Origin of the sequence: Marinobacter sp. 3-2 (genome assembly GCF_003751355.1) — a bacterium.
Lineage (GTDB): Bacteria > Pseudomonadota > Gammaproteobacteria > Pseudomonadales > Oleiphilaceae > Marinobacter > Marinobacter adhaerens.
On record NZ_RJUQ01000013.1, the window covers coordinates 135,541 to 162,523 of the forward strand.

Annotated in this window: 28 protein-coding genes; 10 read left to right on the forward strand and 18 right to left on the reverse strand. The window is 56.8% G+C overall.

What is annotated here, in order from left to right:
• Positions 1 to 4 precede the first annotated feature (4 nt).
• Positions 5 to 1,681 carry a methyl-accepting chemotaxis protein gene (locus EDB94_RS08060; RefSeq protein ID WP_108018050.1) on the reverse strand — a complete coding sequence of 559 codons (1,677 nt, stop codon included), beginning with the start codon at positions 1,679 to 1,681 and terminating at the stop codon, positions 5 to 7.
• Positions 1,682 to 1,906: 225 nt separating this feature from the next.
• On the opposite strand from EDB94_RS08060, the gene EDB94_RS08065 reads away from it, so the two are divergent.
• The 3 genes from EDB94_RS08065 to EDB94_RS08075 all read left to right on the forward strand — a co-directional run bounded on the left by EDB94_RS08065 (position 1,907) and on the right by EDB94_RS08075 (position 4,082).
• The gene (locus tag EDB94_RS08065) at positions 1,907 to 3,259 is read left to right on the forward strand and encodes a CHAD domain-containing protein (RefSeq protein WP_108018051.1); all 1,353 of its coding nucleotides are present in this window, start codon (positions 1,907 to 1,909) and stop codon (positions 3,257 to 3,259) included.
• Positions 3,243 to 3,617 carry a thiol-disulfide oxidoreductase DCC family protein gene (locus EDB94_RS08070; RefSeq protein ID WP_008177187.1) on the forward strand — a complete coding sequence of 125 codons (375 nt, stop codon included), beginning with the start codon at positions 3,243 to 3,245 and terminating at the stop codon, positions 3,615 to 3,617. Before EDB94_RS08065 ends, EDB94_RS08070 begins: the two co-directional genes overlap by 17 nt.
• An 84-nt stretch (positions 3,618 to 3,701) precedes the next feature.
• Positions 3,702 to 4,082: a rhodanese-like domain-containing protein gene (locus EDB94_RS08075; RefSeq protein WP_108018052.1), complete on the forward strand. Its 381-nt coding sequence runs from the start codon at positions 3,702 to 3,704 to the stop codon at positions 4,080 to 4,082.
• A 7-nt stretch (positions 4,083 to 4,089) separates the two neighbouring features.
• Here the strand turns inward: EDB94_RS08075 and EDB94_RS08080 are convergent, their stop codons facing one another.
• A complete protein-coding gene (locus EDB94_RS08080; RefSeq protein WP_311316507.1) occupies positions 4,090 to 4,695 on the reverse strand; it encodes a YchJ family protein in 606 nt (201 codons plus the stop codon).
• Between EDB94_RS08080 and EDB94_RS08085 the strand changes: the two genes are divergently transcribed.
• A complete protein-coding gene (locus EDB94_RS08085) occupies positions 4,658 to 5,380 on the forward strand; it encodes a sulfite exporter TauE/SafE family protein (protein ID WP_014579169.1) in 723 nt (240 codons plus the stop codon). The two genes, EDB94_RS08080 and EDB94_RS08085, sit on opposite strands and share 38 nt — an antisense overlap.
• Here the strand turns inward: EDB94_RS08085 and EDB94_RS08090 are convergent.
• Complete coding sequence (locus EDB94_RS08090; protein WP_108018054.1) at positions 5,377 to 6,057, reverse strand: hypothetical protein; 681 nt, start codon at positions 6,055 to 6,057, stop codon at positions 5,377 to 5,379. The genes EDB94_RS08085 and EDB94_RS08090 overlap by 4 nt on opposite strands.
• A gap of 166 nt (positions 6,058 to 6,223) precedes the next feature.
• Here EDB94_RS08090 and EDB94_RS08095 point away from each other — a divergent pair, with 166 nt between their 5' ends.
• Both EDB94_RS08095 and EDB94_RS08100 read left to right on the forward strand, forming a co-directional pair.
• Positions 6,224 to 7,555, forward strand: a complete 1,332-nt coding sequence (locus EDB94_RS08095; protein WP_108018055.1) for an HD-GYP domain-containing protein — start codon at positions 6,224 to 6,226, stop codon at positions 7,553 to 7,555.
• A gap of 75 nt (positions 7,556 to 7,630) precedes the next feature.
• On the forward strand, positions 7,631 to 8,584 hold the full coding sequence (locus EDB94_RS08100) for a GGDEF domain-containing protein (RefSeq protein WP_062783107.1): 954 nt from the start codon (positions 7,631 to 7,633) through the stop codon (positions 8,582 to 8,584).
• A gap of 17 nt (positions 8,585 to 8,601) precedes the next feature.
• On the opposite strand, the gene EDB94_RS08105 is transcribed toward EDB94_RS08100, so the two are convergent.
• A complete protein-coding gene (locus EDB94_RS08105) occupies positions 8,602 to 9,030 on the reverse strand; it encodes a hotdog fold thioesterase (protein WP_104270490.1) in 429 nt (142 codons plus the stop codon).
• 71 nt (positions 9,031 to 9,101) lie between these two features.
• Entirely contained in the window at positions 9,102 to 11,369 is a 2,268-nt protein-coding gene (locus EDB94_RS08110) for a bifunctional diguanylate cyclase/phosphodiesterase (protein ID WP_108018056.1), read from the reverse strand.
• A gap of 224 nt (positions 11,370 to 11,593) precedes the next feature.
• Here EDB94_RS08110 and EDB94_RS08115 point away from each other — a divergent pair, with 224 nt between their 5' ends.
• On the forward strand, positions 11,594 to 12,934 hold the full coding sequence (locus tag EDB94_RS08115; protein WP_041646472.1) for an HD-GYP domain-containing protein: 1,341 nt from the start codon (positions 11,594 to 11,596) through the stop codon (positions 12,932 to 12,934).
• Positions 12,935 to 12,955: 21 nt separating this feature from the next.
• Here EDB94_RS08115 and EDB94_RS08120 read toward each other — a convergent pair whose 3' ends face one another.
• Genes EDB94_RS08120 through EDB94_RS08130 form a run of 3 tightly spaced genes read right to left on the reverse strand, consistent with a single transcriptional unit; the run spans position 12,956 to position 15,943 of the window.
• A complete protein-coding gene (locus tag EDB94_RS08120) occupies positions 12,956 to 13,720 on the reverse strand; it encodes an ABC transporter substrate-binding protein (RefSeq protein WP_062783110.1) in 765 nt (254 codons plus the stop codon).
• Positions 13,721 to 13,760: 40 nt separating this feature from the next.
• Positions 13,761 to 15,143, reverse strand: a complete 1,383-nt coding sequence (locus EDB94_RS08125; protein WP_108018057.1) for a ribonuclease J — start codon at positions 15,141 to 15,143, stop codon at positions 13,761 to 13,763.
• The gene (locus tag EDB94_RS08130) at positions 15,140 to 15,943 is read right to left on the reverse strand and encodes an ABC transporter substrate-binding protein (RefSeq protein ID WP_014579160.1); all 804 of its coding nucleotides are present in this window, start codon (positions 15,941 to 15,943) and stop codon (positions 15,140 to 15,142) included. Before EDB94_RS08130 ends, EDB94_RS08125 begins: the two co-directional genes overlap by 4 nt.
• A gap of 140 nt (positions 15,944 to 16,083) precedes the next feature.
• On the opposite strand from EDB94_RS08130, the gene EDB94_RS08135 reads away from it, so the two are divergent.
• On the forward strand, positions 16,084 to 16,767 hold the full coding sequence (locus tag EDB94_RS08135) for a type 1 glutamine amidotransferase domain-containing protein (RefSeq protein WP_041645947.1): 684 nt from the start codon (positions 16,084 to 16,086) through the stop codon (positions 16,765 to 16,767).
• Positions 16,768 to 16,836: 69 nt separating this feature from the next.
• Here EDB94_RS08135 and EDB94_RS08140 read toward each other — a convergent pair whose 3' ends face one another.
• Positions 16,837 to 17,283, reverse strand: coding sequence for a thioesterase family protein (locus tag EDB94_RS08140; protein ID WP_014579157.1), 447 nt, complete (start codon positions 17,281 to 17,283; stop codon positions 16,837 to 16,839).
• 95 nt (positions 17,284 to 17,378) lie between these two features.
• Here EDB94_RS08140 and EDB94_RS08145 point away from each other — a divergent pair, with 95 nt between their 5' ends.
• Positions 17,379 to 18,107: a MotA/TolQ/ExbB proton channel family protein gene (locus tag EDB94_RS08145; RefSeq protein WP_014579156.1), complete on the forward strand. Its 729-nt coding sequence runs from the start codon at positions 17,379 to 17,381 to the stop codon at positions 18,105 to 18,107.
• Positions 18,104 to 19,129 (forward strand): peptidoglycan -binding protein, encoded by a 1,026-nt coding sequence (locus tag EDB94_RS08150; protein ID WP_008177163.1) that lies wholly within the window; start codon positions 18,104 to 18,106, stop codon positions 19,127 to 19,129. Before EDB94_RS08145 ends, EDB94_RS08150 begins: the two co-directional genes overlap by 4 nt.
• Here the strand turns inward: EDB94_RS08150 and EDB94_RS08155 are convergent.
• The 9 genes from EDB94_RS08155 to EDB94_RS08195 are packed head-to-tail and all read right to left on the reverse strand — an operon-like array spanning position 19,126 to position 26,958.
• A complete protein-coding gene (locus EDB94_RS08155; RefSeq protein ID WP_181259022.1) occupies positions 19,126 to 20,067 on the reverse strand; it encodes a ketopantoate reductase family protein in 942 nt (313 codons plus the stop codon). The two genes, EDB94_RS08150 and EDB94_RS08155, sit on opposite strands and share 4 nt — an antisense overlap.
• Positions 20,068 to 20,095: 28 nt before the next feature.
• Positions 20,096 to 20,791, reverse strand: coding sequence for a hypothetical protein (locus EDB94_RS08160; RefSeq protein WP_227715699.1), 696 nt, complete (start codon positions 20,789 to 20,791; stop codon positions 20,096 to 20,098).
• 51 nt (positions 20,792 to 20,842) lie between these two features.
• On the reverse strand, positions 20,843 to 21,034 hold the full coding sequence (locus tag EDB94_RS08165; RefSeq protein ID WP_014579153.1) for a 4-oxalocrotonate tautomerase: 192 nt from the start codon (positions 21,032 to 21,034) through the stop codon (positions 20,843 to 20,845).
• A gap of 9 nt (positions 21,035 to 21,043) precedes the next feature.
• The gene (gene dmpH / locus EDB94_RS08170) at positions 21,044 to 21,838 is read right to left on the reverse strand and encodes a 2-oxo-3-hexenedioate decarboxylase (RefSeq protein ID WP_014579152.1); all 795 of its coding nucleotides are present in this window, start codon (positions 21,836 to 21,838) and stop codon (positions 21,044 to 21,046) included.
• Complete coding sequence (gene dmpG, locus EDB94_RS08175; RefSeq protein WP_014579151.1) at positions 21,835 to 22,872, reverse strand: 4-hydroxy-2-oxovalerate aldolase; 1,038 nt, start codon at positions 22,870 to 22,872, stop codon at positions 21,835 to 21,837. The genes dmpH and dmpG overlap by 4 nt, the downstream gene beginning before the upstream one ends.
• A gap of 13 nt (positions 22,873 to 22,885) precedes the next feature.
• On the reverse strand, positions 22,886 to 23,821 hold the full coding sequence (locus EDB94_RS08180; protein ID WP_062783127.1) for an acetaldehyde dehydrogenase (acetylating): 936 nt from the start codon (positions 23,819 to 23,821) through the stop codon (positions 22,886 to 22,888).
• 26 nt (positions 23,822 to 23,847) lie between these two features.
• Complete coding sequence (dmpE, locus tag EDB94_RS08185; protein ID WP_014579149.1) at positions 23,848 to 24,633, reverse strand: 2-oxopent-4-enoate hydratase; 786 nt, start codon at positions 24,631 to 24,633, stop codon at positions 23,848 to 23,850.
• Positions 24,633 to 25,490 (reverse strand): alpha/beta fold hydrolase, encoded by an 858-nt coding sequence (locus EDB94_RS08190; protein ID WP_108018058.1) that lies wholly within the window; start codon positions 25,488 to 25,490, stop codon positions 24,633 to 24,635. Before EDB94_RS08190 ends, dmpE begins: the two co-directional genes overlap by 1 nt.
• 7 nt (positions 25,491 to 25,497) lie before the next feature.
• Positions 25,498 to 26,958, reverse strand: a complete 1,461-nt coding sequence (locus EDB94_RS08195; protein WP_014579147.1) for a 2-hydroxymuconic semialdehyde dehydrogenase — start codon at positions 26,956 to 26,958, stop codon at positions 25,498 to 25,500.
• Between the last annotated feature and the right edge of the window lie 25 nt (positions 26,959 to 26,983).

Sequence of the window (26,983 nt, forward strand, 5' to 3'; positions counted from 1 at the left end):
GCGCTCAGACTTTGAACTGCCCTACCAGATCCCGCAAGCTCTCACCCAGACGCGCCAGTTCGTGGCTGGCCTCGTTGGTCTGGGTTACGCCAGTATCACTGCGCTGGGCAGCATCAACGATCCGCACGACGTTCTGGTTGATCTCTTCGGCAACCTGGCTTTGTTGCTCCGAGGCTGTTGCAATCTGGGTTACCTGATCATGAATCTTGCCAACCGAGGTCTCGATGGTTCGCAGCGCGCTGGTTGCATGATTGATCCTTTCGACCGTTTCCGTTGAACGGTTGCGTGATTTGTTCATCCGCTCCACCGATGCCTTGGATTCAGTAACAAAGCCGTCAATCATGGTACGAATCTGATCAGCGGACTCAGCGCTGCGTTTTGCAAGCTGGCGTACTTCATCAGCAACCACCGAGAACCCACGACCATGCTCGCCGGCCCGGGCTGCCTCAATCGCGGCATTGAGAGCCAGCAGGTTGGTCTGTTCAGTTACCGCATGGATGACATCCAGTACCTGCTGGATCTCATCGGATTTTTCCGCAAGGGCGTTGATACTGCGGGCCGTGTCCTCGATCTCCTCGGACAGCTTGTTCACCGCGCCCTGGGCACTGCTAATGGTTTCGCCACCCTCACGGGCCATGCGGTCGGCGTCCGAGGCCGAGCTCTCAACCTCATTGGCATTGCCGGAAATCTGCTGGATGGTCGCGGCCATTTCATTGATCGCAGAGGCAATCTGGTCAGTCTCGGAGCCCTGTTCCTGAACCGAGGCCCGGGTTTCATTCGCGACCCGGCTGAGCTCTTCCGCCGCGGACGCCACCTGATCCGTGGTGGCGCCAACTTCTCGCATGGTGTCCTGAATCTTCACAACAAAGGCATTGAAACGACGACCGAGCTCGGCCAGCTCGTCGGTACCCTCATCCGGCAACCGCTGGCGGAGATCGCCCTCACCATCAGCAATTTCCTGCATCATGTTGCTGACGTTCTTCAGCGGCCGGGTCACGCTACGGCCAACGAATACGCCGATCACCAAAGCGATTACGACAACCACAACCGTCACCAGAAGGATAAAGCCCAAGGCCTCCGCCATACCCGCCTCAATGTCCTCGCGAGCAGCAGCGACCTGCCGGTCAATATCGGTAATGTAGACACCAGCACCGATCATCCAGTCCCAGTCCGGGATAATGGTGGAATAGGACATCTTGGGTTCTTCATTGCCGGAGGCAGGGTTCATCCAGTTATAGCCGTAGAAGCCCTCACCGCGGGCAGCGGCGAACAGATCGGCCACCAACCCCCTGACAACCGGATTCTTGGTCGGTCCTTCCTTGGAAGGGTCCGGAGCATAGGCCAGGTTGTATACATCCCTGGTATAGGCGAACACGTAGTTCGTCTCATCAAAACGGATCGAGCGCAGGCGCGCCGCTGCCGCCTCCTTCGCTTCCGCCTCCGTCATCGATGGGTCATTCTTGGCCTCCAGAACCACGGCCTCTGCGGCATCAATGAGGTTCTGTAAACCAGCCTTCCGTGCTTCCAGGAGGCTGTTCTCAAGACGCTTGAGCTCATCTTCACCATTGGCCTGAATCTGACTGGCGGTGATCCACGCCAATGTTGCCGCCGTAACGAGTACTGGCACCAGTACTGCCACCAGCAAGCGCGAGCGTATTTTCACTTTACTCAAGACATTCATTTTCCGAACTCTCCAGGGAATTTCCGTTGGTGAGGATTATCCACGGACCACTCAGAGTGATCTGTTCCAGTTTGTTAAGGCAGGTTTCAGCAGGCGCACTGATTCGCCGAGCCGCCTGCCATCGGACAAACCTTCCACCATTATTTTCAGCTAGGTACAGTAACGGCAGTAACCCGATTGTCTTGAGCGGGAATCAGACTAAAGGACCACTACGAAGGTAGGCCAATGAAGCACCTGTTTCTGGTACGCCACGCCAAGTCCAGCTGGGCCGATGAATCACTTTCTGACCGGGAACGCCCCCTCAATGCGCGGGGCGACAGCCAACTGGCGCCGTTGGGAAATGCCCTGAAATCTGTCGGCGCGTTCGAAGGCGAGGTTTACAGCAGCAACGCCAGGCGGGCCGTCGCGACACTTCAAGGCATACTGCCCGACACAGTCGCAGCCGAGCGCTGCCATACCCTGAGCGAGCTATATACCTTCGACTATCGGCGACTACTCGCATGGCTCGAAGAGCAGGCAGACGCCCCACAGATTACCCTGGTCGGCCACAACCCGGCGTTACTGGAACTGGCCCAGTCCCTACTGAAGCAGCCCCCGGAACAGCTACCCACCGCCAGCGTTATTCACATCCGGCTTTCGATCAAACACTGGCGCCAGATTGATCGCGGCAAGGGCAAACTGGTGACTCTGATAACGCCACAGGATTACAGCTACGCCCACTTCGAACGAAAGCTTAAAAAGAGAGCCAGAACCGCGGGGGACAATCCTGCAAGGGACATTCCCAAGGCCCTTCACCATCAACTTGATCGGCTAAGGCAACTGGAACGGGGCGTCGCCCTTGGCCTGGATGACGAATTTCTTCACCAGTACCGGATTGCGATTCGACGCAGCCGGGCCATCGCCGAATCGGTTCAGGACGTGACTGGTGACAAGTCGCTGGCCAAGGGGGTTAAAACCCTGAAGCGCCATGCAAGCTCAACGGGCCCACTGCGCGACCTTCACGTGTTTCTTCAGGACCTGCCGGAACTTTGCGCAGATGACGCGGAAATTCGGGCAGCCTTGCAGATCTGGTTCGAGCGCGAAGCCGCCAGCCATCATAAAAAGCTGGCAAAGCGACTGAAAAGCAAGCGCTACCAGGACAGCCTGGAACACTGGCGCAATCTGATTGATTCGCGAAAGTTTCAGAAATTGGCCGCAACACTCCGGCCGAAAGACATCCGAAGGGCCGTGGAACGTCGTATCAAGGACTTCAATAAACGCACTGCCGAGCTGATGCATACTTCACCGGATGAAGATATCCATCGGCTGCGCAAGCAACTCAAACGAATCCGTTACCTGATGGAACTGGATGCAAAAACCTGGAAGCGCAACCTGAAAACGTTAAAGGAGCGGCAAGAGCTCTATGGCCGGTTCCAGGATCTGCACGTTCAGATTTTGCTTCTCGACCAGTTCCGCCAGGCGGCGCCAGAGGTACTGCCAGCCGCGCTAAATGGGATCGTGGAAACGCTGGAAGACCACAAGGCGAACGCCCGGAAACAGATTCTGACCCTTGGAGGACTCGATGGAGCCCCGTTATGACACCCTGTTTTACGACGGACAATGCCCACTTTGCGCCAAAGAGATCCGCACCCTGCGCAAACTCCAGCGTGGCAATCTGATCTTTGCAGACATCCATGAACAGCGCGACGGCAGCGCCAACCTGCCAAGTCACGAAGCTCTGCTCAGACGCCTGCACCTGATGACCTGGACCGGCGAGTGGGTCATCGGCCTGCCCGCAAATGTTCGCGCCTGGTCCCACACGCCCTTTGGTTTTCTGTTCAAACCCCTGCTGTGGCCAGGTATCTTCCAGATTGCCTCGCGCATCTACGGGAAATGGGCAGACAAACGCTATGAGCGCAAATACGCCTGCGCCATCGGAGATAACGAAACCGCTTAATCATGCATGTACGGGGTGTCGCCAGGCGCCCCAAACCCTTATCCTGAGGTATAACCTTATTCCATCAGTATGAGGAGCTTAACCATGAAAACTGCCCATGATCTGGTAGAAGCCGCCAGGAAAGAGATTCAGGAAGTACCTCTTGATCAGGCGGAAGAGGCCATCAAGAACGCTGACTTACTCCTCGATGTGCGTGATGCGGATGAGTACCGGGCCGGCCACATACCCGGCGCGGTCAACATTTCCCGTGGTTTGCTGGAGTTCAAGTTCACCAATGATCCGGCGTTCGAGAGCCGCGACATGAACATCGTGTGTTACTGCAAGACATCCGGGCGAGCCGCGCTGAGTGCCAAAGCCCTGAAAGAAATGGGCTACATGCACGTGCAGTCCATCGCCGGAGGATTTGATGCCTGGCAGGAAGCCAACAAACCGGTTGCCAAACCCGAACTGCCGTCCTTCGAGTAACGGGCGTTTACAGGCAGCAGGCCTTGTGCTTTCGGCCACTCCCGCAGGGGCAGGGTTCGTTGCGACCGGGCTTCAACTGGCCCTCGCTGGTGTCACCACGAAGGTAATACCAGCGGCCCTGCTCACGGACAAAATCGGAGTTTTCTTCGAGAAACCCCCAGCCTTTGCCCAGGCGGTAGACCGCACGAAAAAGCACCGTGCCACGATCGCCGGACTTGTTGGTGTCCAGGATCTGCAAGGAGGTCCAGTCTGGTGAGTCTTCCAGGCTAAGCGTCTCTGGCCGTGAACTCTCGTGCCAGGTGGCCCTCAGATAATCCGGCAGCTTCAGAACGAAGGCCGCATACCGGGATCGCATCAGCGCTTCCGGAGTAGACGCTGCTTCGCCCTGATGGAGAGGCTGGCAGCATTCGCTGTAGGATTTACCGCTTCCGCAGGGGCAGTTTCGATTTTCAGTCTGTAGAATCATCGGGCTTCGATCGTTTCGGCTATGCTCGTAATCCGGCAGTGTATCAATATCAAACCGGCGTTGCTCCGGCCTACTCTCCTGACCTTTTTGGTGATTTCCTTTGACAGATGTGTCGCTGTTACAGATTCTTCTGGCCAACCTTGCCATTCTTGCCGGAGCCTGCCTGCAAGGCGTGGCCGGCTATGGCATTGGCACACTGGCCGCGCCATTGCTATTCCTGATCAGCCCGGTGTTAGTGCCCGGCCCCCTGATCCTGAATGCCACTCTGCTCACTGTATTCATGCTGATCCGCAATCGCGGCGCATTGCAGGTCAGGGAAGTGCGTTTTGCCATCGGTGGCGGCGTTGCCGGCGCAGTCCTGGCAGCACTGACGTTGCTGGTAATTTCAACCAAAGGCTTCGAACTGACCTTCGGCATTCTCATTCTTGCCGGCGTAGCGCTCAGTGTTGGCGGTCTCAAGCCGGCGCTCAACGCACGGAACAGCGTGCTGGCCGGAGCCGCTTCCACCTACATGGGCACGATTACCGCCGTGGGTGGACCGCCAATTGCGCTGATTTACCAGAATGAAAAGGGACCGTTGGTCAGGGCCAACATGTCGGCTTTCTTCCTGGCTGCCAGCGTGCTGAGCCTGTCAGGCCTGCTCGCCTCTGGATACCTGGGAACCCGAGAGCTTTTCCTGTTCGCCGTTACTTTTCCTGGAGTATTCCTGGGCTTCTGGCTGTCAGGCAAGCTGGTCCACCGTATGCCCTTCGAGGGGCTTCGCCCGGTAATTCTCGGTATCGCTGCCATCGCCGGAACGGCGGCGCTGATTCGGGGGCTGATCTCACTCTAGGAATCGGCCCAGAGGCGCACGCGGAATCGGTTTTTCTTCCATAACAAAGCCAGCCAGAGCGCGTGAGCATTGATCAGGAACGCCAGAATCCACTCGAATGCATCGTCCTTGCGGCTGTAGAACTCGGGCGCCACGCCATTCAGGATGACTGAAAGAATGCCTACCGCCAGAATAAGCTGGCAAAGATTCAGCAGCCTCATGCCCGTGTTCTTCCACAACGGATGGCTGCGCAATCCGGAACTGACCAGCAGCTCACAGATGAACGTGAGCGAGAAATACAGAACCACGCCAATACGGCGGATCAGGTTGAAGCCGTCCCCGGCGTGTCCCAGAGCCAGGGTATAGGCGCCGAGCGAGACGCTGGCCACCAGGCCCAGCCAGGGGACCCAGGCCACACCGCTGGAATGAACGCCGAGCTGGCGCAGCCACCGACCGTTAAGCCACCAGAACAGAATGCCCAACAGAGCCGCCGGTAGCATGGTACCTTTGAAAATGAAGTAGGAGGTGCCGTGACGACCAGTCCGGCTGATGCTGGTGCAGCTGTCCCAGTATGGGTTGCATAGATCCACATGCCCTTCCAGCACTGAAACTGTAAACGTGACATGGATGGTTAACAGCGGGATAAGCGCCGCAGCCAGTGCAAGCCACCAGAGATGGAAAAAGCGGTGATCGGACATGACGGACGGTTCCCGTTCAAGTATCGAAAAGCGAAGACCGACTGTTCTTCAGTCGCTTAACCCGAGCACAATAAGCGAACACTATTTGACCAGATTTTGCAATTTAGCCTCCGCTTTTATCTCCTTCTTCCGTCAAAATGGCAGCAGCGGGTGATAGGATCTAGTCATGAATAAAAGCCATCAGGAAATTGTCGAAACCCAATTAGACGTTGCCGAACTTGCGATCGGCATGCATGTGGTTCGACTGGACCGCCCTTGGGAAGAGACCGATTTTCTGATTCAGGGCTTTGTGATCAAAGACCAGTCGGAAATTGAGGCGCTACGCGCTCAATGCGGGTTCGTTTTTATTGAGGGACGGGTTCAGAAAACGAATACCGGTCATGAAGAAAACAAACGCAATCAGAAACCATCAGGATTGCGGGGGCTTTTCAAGCGCAAATCGAAATCAGAACCGGCACCCCAAAAACCTTCCGTACCTCGTAAGCGAGTCACCTACATCAATAAGGTCGACGCTGGCACTGAGATGGCTACGGCCAGGATCCGATTCGAGGATGCGCAAGAGACGGCCAAAGCGATCATGTCAGGACTGCGGGTCGGTCGCACCCTGGACATCAACAATGCGCGCAAAGTCGTCAAAGGATGCGTTGAGAGCGTGCTTAGAAACGAGAACGCACTGATGCTACTCACCAAGATCAAGCATCAGGACGCGTATACGGCCGAGCACTGCATCAACGTCTCGATTCTTTGCGCAGCGTTCGGAAAACATCTCGGTTTGTTGCAGGGCGAAATCGAGACCCTCGCGCTCTGCGGTCTGTTGCACGATGTTGGCAAAACAAAAATCCCGGACGAAATCCTGAACAAACCGGGCGCTCTGACTCCGAAAGAGTTTGAGTTGATGAGGCACCACACGACTCACGGCAGAACGATTCTCATGGGCACCAGCCATTCGCTCAACACCGCGGTCGATGTTGCGTTCAGTCATCATGAAAGGATGGATGGCTCAGGCTACCCCAGAGGCCTCGAAGCACATCAAATTCCCTACTTTGCAAAGATCGTGGGCCTTGTCGACACCTACGACGCCATTACCAGTGACCGCGTCTATGATAAAGGCAGGGCGTCCATGCAGGCGCTGGATATCATCCACAAACACCGGGGTACCCAGTTTGACGCCGAACTTGCGGATGAGTTTATCCAACTCATCGGCATCTACCCGCCAGGCTCCATCGTGGAAATGATCAACGGAGAGGTGGGCATCGTTGTGGAGAGCCGGCCGGAGCATAAACTCAAGCCTTGCGTTCTGCTGGTCAGGGAGTCTGACAAAAGCGTGATGGCCCCCTATCGGACGGTAGACCTTAAGGTCAGCCCCGAAGATGCCTCAGGCGAAATCTACCGCATTGCCCGGGAGGTCCCGGATGGTACCTACAACATAGTACTCCAGGAGTTTGTCGATCAGGGGCTGATTGTAACCACTCCGCGCCTTAGCACTGGCGCCAAATAAAGGGACAGTCTGTTACTTTCTAACCCGGAATGCCCTGCTATACTGCTTTTCAAACAGATTCCGGCACATCAAAACATGAACTCCGGCATTCCCTCCCTCAACATTCCGGCCGCTCCAGAAGGTTCTGGCATTTCGGAGATTACTCCGGCCGAAGGTCTCAGGGCCGTACTCGACAATCTGGACGCCCTGGTTTACGTCTCTGATTTCGAAACCCATGAGCTCCTTTACATGAACGCTTATGGCCGAAGAATCTGGGGCTCTATAGATGGGAAAAAGTGCTGGGAAGTCCTGCAGGATAACGCCAGCCCCTGCGACTTCTGCACCAATCACCTGCTGATTGATTCTGAAGGCAATCCATCTCCCCCGCATATCTGGGAATTCCAGAATCGACTGGACAACCGTTGGTACCAGTGCCGGGATCAGGCAATTCCCTGGATAGACGGCCGACTGGTCCGCCTCGAAATTGCTACAGACATCACCGACCGGAAGGAGATGGAGCTGGCGCTAAAGGAGGCCCATGCAAAGGCCCGGGCCGCTGCTCTGGAGGACGACCTTACCGGGCTTCACAACAGAAGAGCCTTTTTCGAACTGGGCAATCAGCTGTTGAAACAGACCCGAAGAAACGGCTCGCCTCTGGCGATCATCATGTTTGATCTGGACCACTTCAAAAAGATCAATGATAACCACGGCCACGATGCCGGAGATGAAGTATTGCGGCACGTGGGGCGGGTTCTGATGAGCAACGTTCGTGAGGCGGATATTGCGGCGCGCATTGGTGGCGAAGAGTTCGCGATCCTACTCGGCGATGCTCATGCGGCTCAGGCTTCGGAACTGGCAGAACGTTTACTGGGCGTCATGCATGAAACACCAGTCCGATATCATGATGTTCGTATCCGGCCAACCGCCAGTTTCGGCATTTCATCCCTTCACCCGGACGAGCCAAACCTCGAGAATCTTATGGCAAGGGCGGACAGCGCGATGTATGAGTCAAAGGCCCTTGGCAGGGGTCGGGTGCGCGTCAAGCCCTGAAACGCACCCGTAGCAACTCACCCCGGCCGCTTCGTGACCGCCATGGTCAGCCGGGAAATACAGGTTGTCTTCCCCTCTTCGTTCTCAAGCAGAATTTCCCATACCTGAGTGGCACTACCGATGTGAACTGGCCTCGCCGTGCCATACACCCAGCCCTTGGTGACCGGGCGGATGTGATTGGCGTTGATATCCAGTCCAACAGCGACAGTTTCCGGGTTCTTCAGGCAGCAATTGGCCGCCATACTGCCAAGGGTTTCCGCGAGCAGCACCGATGCGCCTCCATGCAGAATGCCAAAAGGCTGCACGGTACGCTCATCAACAGGCATGCGGCCTTTGACATAGTCGTCGCCAATTTCAAGGTACTCGATACCCATGTAGCTGACCGCGGTGTTTTCGCTGGCTTTGGCAAGGTGTTCAAGGTTCGGGGTGCTGGTCCAGATTGCCATAAGAGACTGGTCTCAATGTTGTTTGAAATGGATTAGAAGCAAGGCACCAGTTTATACAGATAGGATGCGAACTACCAAGCCCTTCTCTTTCGATCTCCGCTTGCTTGCTCAATCAACTTCTCGAACTCCAGCGCCGGAAGCGGGCGGCTGAAATGGTAGCCCTGAAAGCGGGTGCACCCCATGCGAACAAGGCGTTCCAGCTGCCCTTTGGTTTCCACACCTTCGGCCACCGCTGACAGTTTGAGCGCAGAAGCCAGGGCCAGGATGGTCTCTGCGATAGCCGCATCATTGGGATCATCCAGGATGTCTCGCACAAACCCCTGATCAATTTTCAGCTCATCCAGAGATAGGCGCTTCAAGTAGCCGAGGGACGAATAACCCGTGCCGAAATCATCGAGGGAGATCCGTATTCCCATGCTTCTCAGGGTTCGAAGTGTTTCCTCCACCAACTCGAGATCGTAGGCAAGAGCGCTTTCGGTAATTTCCACCTTAAGATTTCTCGGGGACGCACCGGTTTTTCTCAATAGCGCCATCACAGTCGAACAGAAAGAGGGGAGGTGGAACTGCCTGGCACTCACGTTGACCGAAACCTGGAGCTTTGACAGCGGTCCGCCTCGCTCTTTCCAACTGGCGATCCGCGAGAGAACGTCTTCCAGAACCCAGTAGCCGACCGATTCAATGAGTCCGGTTTCCTCGGCCAGAGGAATGAACTCGGCGGGAGACACCATGCCGCGCCCCGGGCAATGCCACCGAAGCAGAGCCTCGGCGCCCACAGGCTCACCTTTCTCATTCACCAGTACCTGATAGTGAACTGCCAACTGATTCTTCCGCAGTGCCACCCTGAGGTCCGACTCGAGAGCCAGGCGCTCGGACACTTTCTTCTGCATCATGCAGTCATAGAAGCGGATGCAGTTACGGCCATCCTCCTTGGCGCGGAACATGGCCATATCGGCCTGGCTCAGAAGCTCTTCAAGGGAAGTGTCGTGATCATAGAACAGGGTAATGCCGATGCTGGGAGTGCCTGTGTACTCTATGCCGTTGAGATCATAGGGCTCGTTGAGGGCATCGCGGATTTTCTCGCAGACTTTCTCGACCTTGGCAGCAGCATCGGCCGGCTCGGCGGGAAACCCCTTCAGAATGAGAACAAACTCGTCCCCACCGAGCCGGGCAACGGTATCCCAGTCCCGGACCGTGTTTTTCAACCTCTCCCCCACCTGGACCAACAGCTCATCGCCGGTCAGATGACCCGCGGAATCATTGATGTTCTTGAAGTTATCAAGATCAATAAATACCAGAGCACCATGATTATGATCCCGATTGCTCCCGGTTAACGCCTGCGCCAGGCGATCCCTGAGCAGGCGTCGGTTGGGCAGGCCGGTCAGTGGGTCGTAAAAGGCAAGCTTCTCGATCTCGGATTCCGATTGCTTGCGATCCGTCACATCAAAAAAATAGCCGTGCCAGGTCATGCTGTCGTCGGCCAGTCGGGCGGGCACCGACCTGGCTTCCACCCAGGCCATCGTGCCATCGCTCTTGCAAGCTCGGAAGCTTGTTTCGAACGGCGTCATGCACCGACGAGATTCATCGACCTTTTCCAAAAAGGATGCCTTGTCTTCATCCTTGATCAGGTTCAGTAACGGCTGAGCATCCTTACTCAGCTGATCAGCCGAAAGCCCGAATATATCTTCAACTTTTTCGCTGATGAAAGGAAAGGTTACATGCCCGCCTGGATACATCCTGAACTGAAAGATGACGCCCGGGAACTGGTCGGAATAACGATAAAGGCTATTCTCGAACCTCACGTTACGACTGGCCAGGATCTGTCGGTGGACAGATGCACCTAAAACTTCCCCAACCTGAAGCACGAATTCTTCGGTTTCGGAATCCAGCACTCGAGACTGTTGAAGAAAATCGAAACCCAGGATGCCACGGACCTGACCTTCAAGCTTCAAACCGACAAGGACCAGGCTCCGGATACCCTCCCGTTGGAATTCCAGTTTCTCCTCTTCAGCTTCAGAAGGCAGTTCTTCGACTTCGGGGATGACAAGCACCGGGAGAGTTTGCAACTGGCCCATCAGCCATTGAAAGCGGGCCATCGGCACGTTCTGGATTGCATCTCTCTGAGGTGTCACGCCGTTTCTGCAGGCTTCATGCGTGATGGAAATGGTCTGGGTGGCTTCTTCAAACGTGATCAGGTAGGCGCGATCTGAACAGAGCCTATCGCCAAGCTCGGCGATGAAGCTGTGAACGCTGGTATCCAATTGGTCGATCTTGGACCGGGCCAGGCCCAGAGAGAGCCTGTAAACAAATTCCTTTTGCTCCCGGGTAACTGCGCTTACCATTCCTACGGCCTCCTTCCCTAGACAGCTCCACTGTTTATTTATGATAGTTGAGAAGAGCTTCTCCACACATTTACGAAGCCAAGCTTCGGTAAGTTCATACTGATGCGTATCCTTTCATTACGTATTACAGGATTTTAGATTTCTGCTACAAAAAACCGCCGACAACCTGTGACCCCGGAATAATGAGACCGTATGATGAACTCCAGACAGCCAGGTTGATTGGTATGCGATACGAAACGGTCGAACTTGAAATTGATGTCTCGGAACTGCGGGTCGGAATGCACGTCGTCCGGCTGGACCGCCCCTGGGAAGACACTGATTTCCTGATCCAGGGCTTTGTGGTCCAGCGACAAGAGGATATCGATGCCCTTCAGTCCCAATGCCGACGCGTCGTGATTGAAGGCAAAGTCAAGAACACTGAGCCGGACATTTCCCAACGAAAGTCACGGACATCGGCGAAGTCCCGTTTTTCCATGTTCCATGGACCGACATCCGAACAGGAAATATCGAATCGCCCGCAAGAGCCCATTGCGGAAACCGGCAATTCCCGGTCGCGTCAACGGATTACTTACATCAACAAGGTCAGTGTTGACAGGGAAATACGAAAAGCATCTGGACATTACGCCGAGGCGAAGTCCTTTGCCGACAGCATCATGTCCGGTCTACGCGTTGGTCGCACACTTGATCTCAACAAGGCTCGTGAGGTCGTAGATAACTGCGTAGACAGCATCCTCAGAAATGAAGACGCACTGTTACTGCTTACAAAGTTGAAAAACAAGGACAAATATACCGCAGAGCATTCCCTCAACGTTTCGATACTGTCGGCGGCGTTCGGCAAAAAGCTGGGCTTGCTGGAAGAAGAGATTCGGTCGTTGGGGCTGGCCGGCCTACTCCACGACATAGGCAAAGCCAAAGTCCCTGTCGATCTGCTGCAAAAACCCGGACCTTTGACCCCCGAAGAACACGGAATCATGCAGAACCACGCCAACTGGGGCCGTGACATGCTCATGGCCCTTCCCCGCGTCGTGCATGCGGCCGTCGACGTAGCCTACAACCACCATGAACGCCTTGACGGCAGGGGCTATCCCCGGGGCCTCGTTGATTCCCAGATTCCCTATTTCGCAAAAATTGTGGCCATCGTCGATACCTACGATGCAATCACCAGCAATCGAGCTTATGACCGCGCGCGCTCCTCCCGGGAGGCGCTGGAAATCATCCACCGTTTCAGAGGCATTCAGTTTGATCCCGAGCTTGCCCGGGAGTTCGTCCTGCTGATCGGGATCTACCCACCCGGCGCCATTGTTGAAATGAAATCGGGCGAGGTAGCCATCGTGATTGGCTCAAACCCGAAGAATCGACGAAAGCCAAAGGTGGTTTTGGTTCGGGATGAAAACAAACAGCGGCCTGCAAAATACCGTCTTCTGGACTTGCAGACGGAGCCTCTTAACAGTGTCGGAGAACCGTTCGAAATCATTAAAGAGGTTCCTGACGGCACCTACGGAATCGTCTTGCAACGATTCATCGATAACGGGCTCACTCTGGAACTAAACGACGCATCGGTTTGACACCTGCCCAATCAACATACTTCAACTGGAGGCGGAGTACACAGCCTTGTAGCGCCTGATCAGTTCTTCCACGCGACCAGAGTTCACGAGCTCATAGAGGCGCTCGGCAAGTCGCTCCCGAAGCTCGAAGGAGTTGCATGGCGCTGCCTTGGAGAAGGTAAAAAACAGACCCTCTCGGCTCACCGGGGTCGGCAGGGGAACAAATTGATCGGCGATACCCAGGTACTCCAGTTTCACCTCACCCTGCAAAACTTCATAGAGGACATAATCCACCCGGTCAACGAGCGCCATCTGGAAGGATTGTTCAATCGACCTGACTCCCTCAATGAGGAGGTTTTGTTCCGCATACCGGTCGAAATTCTGGCCAAAACTGTTGTTGATCAATGTGCTGCCCCGCTTACCCACCAGGTCCGGCCAGTGGCGGTAGACAAACTCCCGGCCTTTGGGGACCCAGACCGCGGTCGGCAGATGCGTTATTGGCGGCAGCAAATAATCCATGTAGCCAATGCGTTCCGAAGTAATGAACGCGCCCGCCACCATGTCGATATCGCCCTGGCGTGCCATGCGCTGGACCCGGGCCCAAGAGCCTATGTCTTTCACTTCAACATTGACGCCCAATGGCTCCGTGATTTCCTTGAGCAAAGCAGGCACCGCGCCAATCAGATAGCCCGGGCGCTCTTGGTCGCGCCAGAGCAGGGGTGGATACTCCGGATTCCCGCTCACGATGAGCGTATTGCAGGAAGGGTCTGGCAATGCGTGAACCGGGGCCAGAAACAAGGCGGCCACTGCGAATACAAGTGACCTACCGACAACAGAAGAAAATGACTTATTCAACTCTCACAAGACCCTCTTTGTGCCAGCCCAGACGGCCAGTTTCGACAACCTGACGACGAATTCCCGGCACCGGCCGGATCATGAAAAGATCGCCGTTTCGGCCCACCATGGCACGGGGTACACCAGTTGCTTTGGCTATGTCAGCATGCGTTTCCATGTGTTCAGCCTCACCATGGACCGGAATGGCAATGGCAGGCTTTACCCATTTATACATTAACTCCAGTTCTTCCTGTGCGGGATGACCTGAAGCATGAATTGGCAAATCAGCATCCTCGGCCGTGATTACCCTCACCCCCAACTCTTGCAATCTGGTCACCAGCGCCTCGATGGATTCCTCGTTGCCGGGGATGGCACGAGCGCTGAAGATTACCGTGTCGCCCGCCTCCAGCTCAAAATCCGGATGGGTACCAGAGGCCAGTCTGCGCAGAGCCGTTCGCGGCTCGCCCTGACTGCCCGTGGCCACGGCCAGTACTTCGTCCCGCGGGAGATACCCCAGATGTGCCGGATTGATCAACTGGTCAGCCGAATCCCACAGCCCTGCAGCCCTGGCGGCGCCACTCATATTGATCAAAGACCGGCCCAATAAACCCATATAACGGCCGGTTTCCCTCGCGATTGAGGCCAGAGTATGTAATCGGGCGATATTACTGCCAAAACAGGTCACTACAACGCGGCCTTCGGCGGAGCGGGTCGCTCTGAGCAATCCTTCATGCAAGGCCGCCTCGGATACCGAGTGACCCGAGACTGTGGCGTTGGTGGAGTCACACACCATGGCGTTCACGCCCTCGTTTGCCAGATCGGTGAAGGTTTTTGGCGAATAGCCATGGCCTACCAGCGGCTGTTCATCCAGCTTCCAGTCACCGCTGTGGAAGATGTTACCGGCGGCGGTGCGAATCATCAGCGCGTTAGGGTCCGGGATGGAGTGAGTCAGCGCCAGCCATTGCACGCTGAATGGCCCGACCTGTTTGCTCTGGCCGGTCTCCACTTCGATGATCGGCACCCGGTGCAGCAGGTCGAACTCCGCGAGCTTGCGACGCAGAATTTCGGCCGTGAACCGGCTGGTGTATATCGGGCACTGCAGCAGCGGCCAGAGGTAGGGTACAGCTCCGACATGATCTTCGTGGGCGTGGGTAATTACGAGGCCCGCCAGCCGTTCACGGCGGTCAGCAATGAACGCAGGATCCGCCATTTGAACCGGCGGCTCGCCACGATGATGCACCGTGCCATCAGCAGCAATGCGACCAGGCTTTGGAAAGGTAACACCACAATCCACCATCAACCAGGCACCATCGTGGCCATAGAGGTTGAGGTTCATACCAATTTCACCGGTTCCACCCAGGGGTAGGAACCAGAGGTCAGACTGTTCGGGAATCATTCAGCAAATCGGTCCATGTACTTCAACACCAGGTCCTCGTGTATGCCTTCCAATTCAATCAGTTTCAGCGCCGCCCGAATGTCATCGGCATACTTCAGCACGGGCGAGTTCTTCGCAACAGCGATGTAGGAGCGCTCTCCAGGCACAAAGAACGGTGAAACCTTAACATCCAGCCCCAACTTTTCGACCGCGTACAAACCGACAAGCTCTGGGGCGATCACGACATCTACCCGGCCTTTCTGCATCATCAGCATCAGGTTTTCGTAACGGGGCGCAGGCTCCTTGAGAAGTTTGTCATCAGTATCAAACCGGGAGAAATACGACGCCCCTTCCAGAATACCAATGGCTCGTCCATACAGATCGGCGTAGCGCTCAATGCGATTTTCTGCGTTAAGGTAAAAAAACAATCGCCGTTCCGGAGGAAATGCCGGCGCCACGAACTCCATGAGCTCGGTCCGTTCGGCGGTCTCCAGGGGCCCCAGCATGACATCCACCTCACCCTGCTGCACCATCCTCAAGACCCGCCGGAAAGGCGCCTCCCGATAATGCACTTTCCAACCCAACCGATCAGCGATTTCCTGGAAGATATCCACATATAGGCCCGTTGGCTCCCCACCCTCGATAATCCGGTAGGGGGGCGCATGATTGGCACCCACGGTTACGGTCAGCGCTTCCACGGTTTCCGTGCCCTGCTGGGCCGAAACAGGAAACACTAACGCCATCAGAACAGCGGTGGCGAACACTCGCATTCCAGTCATCCTTGCCTGTGAGGTTTTCAGATTCTTATGAGGTCTGGCCATCTGTCTCCAGTATAGACGGTTCAAGATCCGGGATCGTCGGATTTACGTACTGACGGTTGAATTCAGTCACTGATGGCACAACTTCATTATCACAGCAATCAAGAAGCGCCATTCATTCGTCAATGAAAAGGACGGACACCATGAAGATTCTGATGGTTCTTACATCCCATGACCAGATGGGCGACACCGGCCATAAGACCGGCTTCTGGCTCGAAGAGTTCACCGCGCCTTACTACGTTTTCCGGGATGCCGGCGCAGACATCACCATTGCGTCACCGAAGGGCGGCCAGCCGCCAGTCGATCCCAACAGCGAGGCCGAGGAAGCGCTGACCGAGACCACGCGTCGGTTCCAGCAGGATGCCCATGCCAAGGAATCCCTCGCCAGCACTAAAAAGCTGAGCGACGTGGACATGAACGAATACGACGCGATTTTCTATCCAGGTGGTCACGGCCCGCTCTGGGACCTGGTTAACGACGACAAGTCCATTGCCCTGATCAAGACAGCCTACGAGCAGGACAAGGTGATTGGTGCAGTTTGCCACGCACCAGCCGTCTTCAAAAACGTGGAAGTGAAACCGGGCCAGAACATCGTTGGCGGCCGGGAAGTAACAGGCTTCACCAACAGCGAGGAAGAAGCGGTTGGTCTGAGCGGCGTGGTGCCTTTCCTGCTGGAAGACATGCTGAAGGAAAACACCGCCACCTACACCCGCGGTGACGACTGGGCACCGCACATCGTGGTGGACGGCAAGCTGATTACCGGGCAAAACCCGGCCTCTTCCGAGGGGGCAGCGAAGGCCGTTGTGCAGGCTCTTCAAGAGGCCTGATCCGGCAGTAACTGCAGGATGAATCCAGGGCCAGATGAATTTCATCTGGCCTTCTTTTTTGCTTCCAGCCTACTCCCCTGCGTGACTGATCAACTCGCCCGGAGCGCCCAGCTCCAGCAATTGACGAATGTGATCCGGTATCGCCACCTTGCCCATCACCGAAGGCTGAATCAGCACATAGGTGACGTCCGCATCGGCGATAAATCCGTCATCCCCATACCGGAAAAACTCCAGATGCAGGGTAAATGAAGTGTTTCCGATTCGCCCGGCGCGAATGCGGGCTTCCAGAACATCGTCAAACTTCGCCGGGGCCTTCCAGTTCACCGTCAGGCTCACCACCTGGATATCCAGGTCCTGATCCAGCAGGTGCTGATAATCGCCAAACAGGGTGCGAATATATTCGTTGACAGCAATATCAACGAAATCCGCATAACGTGCGTTGAACACCACGCCCTGGGCATCGCATTCACCATAGCGAACCCGGAAGCGAAAACGGAAAGGCAATTCACCAGCCATGACGCGCTCCGATTAAAGTTCAGTTACTGTCGCCAACAGCTTCTCATATCTGTGCTAACGTTTTGAGGAATATCTCAAAAAAGCTGGCCATCGCTATGAGCAACCCCAAGCACACCCTTTTCTGGATGACGCTGTTCCTCGGCGTGGTCGTCATCGTCGGCGCCCTGATCCACAAGCCCCTGATTTCGGCCTTTATGGCCAACTGGGTTTTCAATCTGCTGATTCTCGGGGTTCTGATCATCGGCATCGCCCTCACCTACAGGCAGGTGTTCGTGCTGTTTCCGGAACTGAAGTGGATCGCCCAGTTCAGAACCGGACACGCCGGCCTTTCGGTGGTTCAGGAGCCCAAGTTGCTGAAGCCGCTGGCAAGACAGCTCGGCGAGGACGCAACCAAGGACCGGTTCACACTGTCTACCCTTTCCCTTCGAACCGTGCTCGATGGTATCCACTCCCGCATGGACGAACAGCGGGAAATCACGCGCTATTTCATCAGCCTGCTGGTCTTCCTCGGCCTGCTGGGTACTTTCTGGGGCCTGCTGGGCACCATCAACTCGGTCGGCCAGGTCATCACCGGACTGGATATGAGCCAGGAAGACTTCGGCAAGGTGTTTGCGGAGCTTCAGGAAGGCCTGCTTACGCCGCTTGAGGGTATGGGCACCGCGTTCAGCTCTTCTCTGCTGGGATTGGGCGGCTCACTGATACTGGGCTTCCTGGATATCCAGGCCGGCCATGCCCAGAACCGCTTTTATGACGGCCTGGAGGAGTGGCTGACCGGTGTGACCAACCTCGTGGACCGGATAGACGACGAGAAAGACCTGTCATGATCGGTTCCAGGCGCCGAAGCCGAAGCACCACCAACGTCTGGCCGGGATATGTGGATGCCCTATCGGCTCTGCTGATGCTGGTCATATTCATGCTGCTGGTCTATGTGGTCAGCCAGCTCTACCTGTCCCAGACACTCTCTGACCGGGATACCCAGCTCGCCCGACTCAATGCCCAGTTGAACGAGCTCTCGGAATTGCTCGGCCTGGAAGAAAACAGAAGCGAGGCACTGGAAAATCAGTTAACCAGCCTTCAGGAGCGGAACAACAGTCTGGTCGGTCAGCTGGAATCCACCCGTGAACAACTGATGCGGCAAACCGCCATGGCCGATGCGCAATCGGAGCGACTGGCCAGCATGGAAGAGTCGATTGACGAGAAAGACGATATATCGGCCAGCCAGCAGGCGATGATCCTGAGGCTGTCGAATCAGATAGCCTCCTTGCGAGAGCAACTCAGGCAGATTGCCTCGGCGCTGGAGCTCCAGGAACAGATGACCGCCGACAAGGAGCAGGAACTGGAACAGGTCAGCAGACGGCTGAACACCCTACTGGCCGAGCGCGTCAACCAACTCGAACAGTATCAGTCCGAGTTCTTTGCCCGGTTGCGGGATATTCTGGCAGGCAACGAGAATGTCCGGATCGTCGGCGACCGTTTCTTGCTACCTTCCGAACTGTTGTTTGCTTCCGCCTCGGCGGAACTGGGTGAGGAAGGCCGGCAGGAGCTCGACAAGCTAGCCAAACTACTGCTGGATGTATCCGCAAAGATTCCAGAGGACGTTGACTGGATCCTGAGGATTGATGGTCATACCGATGTCATACCTATCAATACCCCGAGATTCCCCTCGAACTGGGAGCTGTCCACTGCCCGAGCCGTCGCAGTCGTGCGCTACCTTGCAGCGCAGGGTGTACCGGAACGGCGCATGGCGGCGGCCGGATTTGGCGAGTTCTTCCCGGTAGCGGAAGGCACCTCTCCGGAGGCGTTGCAGAGAAACCGGAGGATTGAGCTGAAGCTTACAGATCGCTAACTCTGCGAATGGGTTAACAGGGCGCTCACTGTCCTGGTGTATGGCGCCTCAATGCCCAGGCGCTCGCAGCGTCTCAGGACCGCACCGGCGATACTGTCGAGTTCGAGGGGCCGCCCCTTTTCCTTGTCGACCAGCATGGACGTCTTGATGGCGTTGAAGTTGCTGATCAGGTCAAACATCTCGGCCAGATCCTCAGGCCCTAGGTTCACGTCATCGGCCTTCGACGCTGCTACGGTTTCCGCCATCATTCCGTGGACAATCTTCCGGAACTCGGGGTGGTGAGTAAGGCTCCGGGTGTCAAGGCCGGTCAGGGCCGAGAGCGGGTTCACGCCGTTGTTGATCACCAGCTTGCGCCAGAGCTCGTAACGTATGTTGTCAGAGACGTTTATTGGAATACCGGCCGCTTCGAAGTCTTCCTGTAATTGCTGCAGCAACTGACCGCGACGATCAGATCCCACGGCCATAGGCCATTCACCCATGACAATTTGGGCAGGGCCCTCGGCTTGCACTACGCCCGGCTGGACAATATGCCCACCAATTCGGACAGCCAGGCCACCCAGAACCCTGTGTTCCCCCAGCAATGAGGCCAAGGCGGGCTCGTTATCCACCCCGTTCTGAAGCGAGAGGACCGGCACCTTGCCGTGATAGAGCCAGGGACCCAACTCGGCCAGCATCGCTTCAGTCGCCGTGGATTTGAGCGTGACCAGTACGACATCAAAATCATCCGGACGGAAACGGGCAACCACCTCGGAATGGTCCATCGACTGAACCGGAAATGACCATACCTCATCCCCATACTGAACCGTCAGCCCCTGCTCCTCCAGAGCCGCCAGATGCGCACCACGTGCGGTCAGAACCACCTCATGTCCGGCGTGCAGCAGCCTGGCGGCATAGTAACCGCCGATGCCACCGGCACCCACTATCAATAATCTGAGCATTTACGGAATCCCCAATGTTTTCCGCAGTCTATTGCATCCAGCCATAGCCGGCGAGTGAATGACTGTCCTCATTCAATGCAAAGCCGAATACCCGCTGGGGGGCTTTCAGCCCCCCCAGACTGAACGCAGTATTCAGCACGCACAGGGTGGGGTCGGCAACAGGGACATCCTGCCCACGCCTGGCTCGGCGCCCGGCCAGACTTCCCTCTGACATGGCTTGACGCCAGAGTTGCTCATGCTCCCACTGCTGTATGAGGTTGCGAATGTAGGCATCGTGCGGTTGGTGATTTATCTCACTCGCGCCCTGCTCTTTCTGATCCAGGCAGATAAGCAGAATACCCTGCTCCCGGAGCGCCTCCAGGCAGTGACCAATCTGCCTGTAGTCGTCGCTGGTCATACCGGTATTCAGCCTCAACTCAATGACTTCTTCCGGCGCCACACCGGTCATGCTCGCAGCCAGCGATTCCAGTCCGGGGTCCCGGCCACCCTCAATAGTGGCCTGAAATCCTCTATCGGCCATCAGCGATTGCAGACGCTCTGCGAGAAGGCCTTTGCCGCATTGGTGAAAGATTTCGGGTTTATCGCCGCCCTTTCGAGAAGTGATAAAGGTGACATTGCCAACCTGCATGTCTCGCTTGATCAGACGACGGAGCCGGGGTTGGCTTATCGGAGCTGAATATGCATCTCTGTCACAGGACAGGTAAAACACTGGCAATCTCGGCACGAAGCCTCCCATCAAGCGATTAACGGGCGAATCGATCGGCGAACCGGGGCGTCAACGCCCCAGTTTTTTAGCCGACTGGCCGCCAATTCCAAAATGCTGCTTGGGCATTTCGGTAATAATGATCCGGACACTTTCCACCGGCGCCCCCAACGACCGTGAAATCGCATCGGTCACCTCACGGATAAGCATTTCCTTTTGCTCATCCGACCGCCCTTCAAGAATATTGATTTGCGCGACAGGCATGTGATCTCCTTATTCGAAGCGGGCAGACACAGTACCCAACCCCTGGTAGCGAACCGTGATGTTGTCACCGGGCTCAACAGCAATCGCAGCCGTAATGCCTCCAGTCATAATGAACGTGCCGGCCGGAATGTGCTCTCCTCGCTCGGCAAGCAGGTTAGCCAGCATGGCAACACTGGAAGCTGGGTGGCCAAGCACCGCAGCACCCGCGCCCACATCAACAACCTCGCCATTCTTCTCAACCACAACACCCAACGTTTTCAGGTCAACATCGGCAACATCGGCCATTTGGCCACCGGTGATAAAACGGGTGGACGAGGCGTTGTCTGCTACAACGCTTACCAGGTCGAACTTGAAGTTCTCATAGCGGGAATCGATGACTTCGACAGCTGGTATGACAAAGTCGGTGGCTGCCAGAACCTGGCCGATATGGCAGCCCGGCCCTTTCAGGGGTGCCTTGGTAACAAAAGCTATCTCCGCTTCGATTTTCGGGTGGATGAGCTCTTTGGTGTTGACCACCCCTCCATCGGGCACGCTGAAGTAATCCGCCAGAAATCCGTAAATCGGAGTCTCGACGCCCATCTGGGCCATCTTGGCCCAGGAAGTCAGGCCCATTTTCATACCCACAATCTTGTTACCACGGGCTTCCTTGCGACGACGGATCTCCCACTGCACGTCATAGGCATCCTCGAAGGTCATATCCGGGAAGTCGTTGGTGACCTTGGTGATGTCGTGGGCCTGAAGTTCGGCGTTTTCCACATGCTCGGCCAGAGCCAGAACCTGCTCTTGGTTTAGTGTTTTGCTCATGCGTTTTGCTCCTTTTGGGCCGCCAGCAGATCCAGCGCCACGTCCACGATCATGTCTTCCTGGCCGCCAACCATGCGGCGCTTGCCCAACTCAACCAGGATATCCACGGCCTTCAGACCGTACTTCTGCGCCGCCACTTCGGAGTGGCGCAGGAAGCTGGAATAGACACCGGCATAGCCCAGGGCCAGGGTTTCGCGGTCCACCCGCACCGGGCGGTCCTGCAACGGGCGCACAATGTCATCGGCCGCGTCCATCAGGGCGTACACGTCCGTGCCATGCTCCCAGCCCATCTTGTCAAAGGCCGCAATGCACACTTCCAGCGGTGCGTTGCCGGCGCCAGCACCCATGCCGGCCAGGGAAGCATCGATCCGGTCACAACCTTCCTCAACGGCAACAATGGAATTGGCCACGCCCAGCGCGAGATTGTGATGAGCATGCATGCCCGTCTGGGTCTCCGGCTTGAGCACATCCTTGAGTGCCCGGAACCGGTCCCGGATGTCGTTCATGTTCATGGCGCCGCCGGAGTCGACGACGTACAGGCAGGTGGCGCCGTAGTCTTCCATCAGCTTGGCCTGCTCTGCCAACCCTTTTGGTGTCTGCATGTGGCTCATCATCAGAAAACCAACGGTGTCCATGCCCAGCTTGCGGGCGTGTTCAATGTGCTGTTTAGAGACATCCGCTTCGGTGCAGTGGGTTGCCACACGAACAATCCGGGCACCGGCGTTATAGGCGTTATCCAGGTCATGGACGGTACCGATGCCGGGCAACAGCAGAGTGGCGATTTTGGCGTGCTCGATCACTTCCGCCACCGCCTCGATCCACTCCAGATCAGTGTGGGCGCCGAAGCCGTAATTGAAGCTTGAGCCCTGAAGGCCATCACCGTGGGCTACCTCAATGGAGTCCACCTTGGCCTTGTCCAGTGCCCGTGCGATGTCCTGCACGTTCTTGATGGAGTACTGGTGGCGAATGGCGTGGCTGCCGTCGCGCAGGGTCACGTCGGAGATGTAGAGTTTTTTGCCGGGGTTGAATGTCATGGGAATATCCTCCTCAGTTGACCAGCGATTCGGCGATGCGCTCGGCGGTACCGAGAGCGGCGGAGGTCATGATGTCCAGATTGCCTGCATAGGCCGGCAGGTAGTGGGCCGCTCCCTCCACTTCCAGGAAGATGGAAGTCTTCAGGCCGCTGAAGCGACCCAGGCCTGGAACGTTCATGGGCTGGTCTTCGGGGATGTCATCAAACTGCACTTTCTGCTTCAGGCGGTAGCCTGGCACATAGCTGTTTACGGCCTGGACCATTTCTTCCACCGAGGCCTCCACTTCAGCCTTGTCTGCGGCGTCGGAGAGCACGTACACGGTATCGCGCATCAGGAGGGGCGGCTCGGCCGGGTTCAGGATGATGATGGCCTTGCCCTTCTGGGCACCGCCCACCACCTCAATGGCCCGGGACGTGGTTTCGGTAAACTCGTCGATATTGGCGCGGGTACCGGGGCCGGCGGACTTCGAGGAAATCGAGGCAACGATTTCGGCGTAGTGGGCCTTGGCCACTCGTGAAACCGCCGCAACCATGGGAATGGTGGCCTGGCCGCCGCAGGTAACCATGTTGACGTTGCCTTCCTGAAGCTGCTGCTCAAGGTTCACCACCGGCACGCAGTAGGGGCCGATCGCCGCAGGCGTCATATCAATAATCTTGATGCTCTCCTTGTGGCCGCGCAGAAAAACCTCGTTGTGCATGTGGGCCTTTGCAGAGGTTGCATCGAATACAATGTCGATGTCGGCGAATTCCGGCATCTTCACCAGTCCATCCACCCCTTCGTGGGTGGTGGCCACGCCCATCCGGGCAGCACGGGCCAGACCGTCCGATTCCGGATCGATCCCGACCATGGCGCCCATTTCAATGTTCTTGCCGTTGCGCAGAATCTTGATCATCAGGTCGGTGCCGATGTTGCCCGAGCCGATGATGGCTGCCTTTATTTTCTTGCTCATAGCCTAGTCCTCGTTGTTCTTTTCAATCAGGCAAAACGCACCGAGGCGCTACCGATGCCACCGATATCAACCCGCATATAGTCACCGGCCTTGACCGGCTCCAGTGGCACCAGAGAACCGGAAAGGATGACCTCCCCGGCCCTCAGGGAAATACCGAACTCGCCCAGGGTATTAGCCAGCCACGTAACGCAATTCACCGGAGAACCGAGTGCTGCCGCTCCGGCTCCGGCACTGAGAACACTGCCGTTCTTCTCCACCACCATGCCGCAAGTCACCAGATCCACCTTACGCGGAGACACCGCCTGATCCCCCAGAACAAACAAACCACAGGAGGCGTTGTCGGCAATGGTGTCCTGAATGGCGATCTTCCAGTCCTGGATGCGGGAATCGACGATTTCGAAACAGGGCATCACACACTCGGTTGCCGCCAGAACGTCTGCATTGGTGATCCCTGGTCCGGTCAGATCCTTTTTCAGGATGAAGGCAATTTCGCCCTCAGCCCGGGGGGCAATCAGCCGATCACTGATGGGCATCACCTCGCCACTGTTGAACACCATGTCGTCGGTGAGGTACCCGAAATCCGGCTGGTGTACGTTCAGCATGTTCTGCACCGCCTTGCTGGTTACACCGATCTTCTTGCCAATGATGGAGGCCCCATCGGCAAGACGACGCTCCAGCATGCGCAGGGAAATGTGGTAGGCATCGTCGATACTGATTTCTTGACCACGACTGGTCAGCGGCGCGACTGCCTCCCGGCTCAACATGGCCTGGTATAACTCGTCGCCAAGCGCCTGAATTTTTGACTGTTCCATTAATTACCTCCGGTGGCGGCCTGGTCGGCTTCGCTCAGGAAATCGTTGACCAGTCGTGCAAAACGGCTGGCATGTTCAATTTGTGTCCAGTGTCCGCAACGTCCAAAAACATGAAGCTGGGCCCGGTTGATCAGTTCGGCCAGCTTCAGTGACGCCTCCAGCGGGATCACTTCATCCTCGCGGCCATGGAGTATCAGGGTTTCGTGGGGTAGCGCCCGAATGTCCTCTTCCTTGCTCGCAAGGTTGTCGACCCAACGCTGGCGCGGCGCCGGGAACATGGCGGAAAACGACTCCTGGAAACCTGGACGAACACTGGCCTGGTAGCGCATCTGTGCCAGCTCTTCGGTCAGCAGACTCTTGTCGTAGGCGAACACATCCATCAGCCGGCGCATGGTGTCCAGCGAGGGCTCGTAACCCCAGACTTCATCCAGACCCTGGGTGATCGGAAAGCTCACACCCACCGACCCCATCAGCACCAGCCGACGCACCCTTTGCGGATGTTCAACGGCCAGGGCGAGGGCCAGTCCGCCGCCGAACGAGTTACCCACGAGATCAACCTGTTCCAGGCCCAACTCGTCCAGAACGCCAATTGCGTGCTTCACCCAGCGTTCCCGGTTGTAGGTTTGGTCCGCAGGCCGCTCGCTGTATCCAAAACCAAGCATGTCTGGCGCAATCACGCGCCGATTTCGAGCCAGCTCAGGCATCACCAGTCGCCAATTGGCCCAGGCTGTAACGCCTGGACCTGACCCGTGAATCATCATGACCGGAAATCCCTCTCCCAGGTCGTGCAGGTTGGTGCTGTAGCCAGCGGCGTTAATCTCTCGCCCGATTTCCGGACTCTCTACAGGAGCGTTCATGGCTGCCTCACAGTTTCACGCAGATGTTCTTCATCTCGGTGTAGAACTCCAGCGAATGAACGCCACCCTCGCGGCCAACACCCGATTGTTTGCTCCCGCCGAAGGGGGTCCGAAGGTCCCGCAGGAACCAGCTATTCACCCAGATAATGCCCGCCTCAATCTGGCCAGCAACGCGGTGCGCACGGGTGATGTTTTCGCTCCAGATCGCAGAGGCCAGCCCGTACGGCAGGCTGTTGGCCAGCTCAATGGCCTCCTCTTCGGTGTCGAAGGGGCGAATGTGGCAACAGGGGCCGAAGATTTCGTCCGTCACCACCGCCGAGTCGTCCGGGAGACCGGTCCAGATGGTCGGCTCAACCCAGGCGCCGCCCGCCAGCTCTGCAGGCATGTCCGGAACACCGCCGCCGGTGACCACGGTAGCGCCGTCATCAACCGCTTTCTGGTAGTAGGAGAGGACTTTCTCACGGTGCTTGAGACTCACCAGTGGCCCAAGGTTGGCGTCGGCATCATCGGGGGGACCGATCTTCAGGCCCTCCGCCGCTTCCTTCAGACGGCCGACGAACTCGTCGAAGATCGAACGCTCAACGTAGACCCGCTCGGTACCCAGGCAGACCTGACCACAGTTCGCGAAGGCGGAACGCATGGTGCCCTCAATCGCCTTTTCCATGTCACAGTCTGCGAATACCAGACCGGCATTCTTGCCTCCCAGCTCCAGGGAAATGTCGCGGATACCTTTAGCAGCGGCCTTCATAATGACCTCGCCAGTACCGGTCTCGCCGGTGAAGGTAAAGCCGTCTACCTGTGGATGCTCGGTCAGATACGCACCGGCAGAATCACCGCCGAAGCCATGCACCACGTTGTAGACACCGTCCGGAACGCCGGCCTCTTTCATCACCTCGCCCAAAAGGGCTGTGGTGGTCGGTGTCTCTTCCGACGGCTTGACCACCACTGTATTGCCGCAGGCCAGGGCCGGTCCGACCTTCCAGGTCATCAGCAGCAAAGGCAGGTTCCAGGGACTGATGACGCCAATGACGCCTTTCGGACGACGGACCGCATAGTTCAGGGCACCGGTACCATCCGGAGTCGGCATTTCAAAGGATTCGGTGGGCACGTTCTTGATCATGTCCGCGAACACTTTGAAGTTGGCGGCCCCCCGGGGGATGTCGATATGGCTGGCCAGAGATTTCGGCTTGCCGGTATCGAGACACTCTGCCTCCAGGAACTCATCAAAACGGGCGTTGATACCATCCGCCACTTTGTGAAGGATGGCGGTACGCTGTTCCAGGGTCATTTTGCCCCAGGGACCCCGCAGCGCGGCTCTTGCCGCCTTCACTGCTGCGTCCACCTCTTCCCGGCCGGCTTCGTGAACCTTGCTGATCACTTTGCCGTTCGCAGGATTAACGTTGTCGAACAGCCTGCCACTGGCCGAACCAACGTACTGCCCATTGATGTAGTGTTTGATGTCTTTCATTGCTGCTAAATCCTGTTGCGCCAGT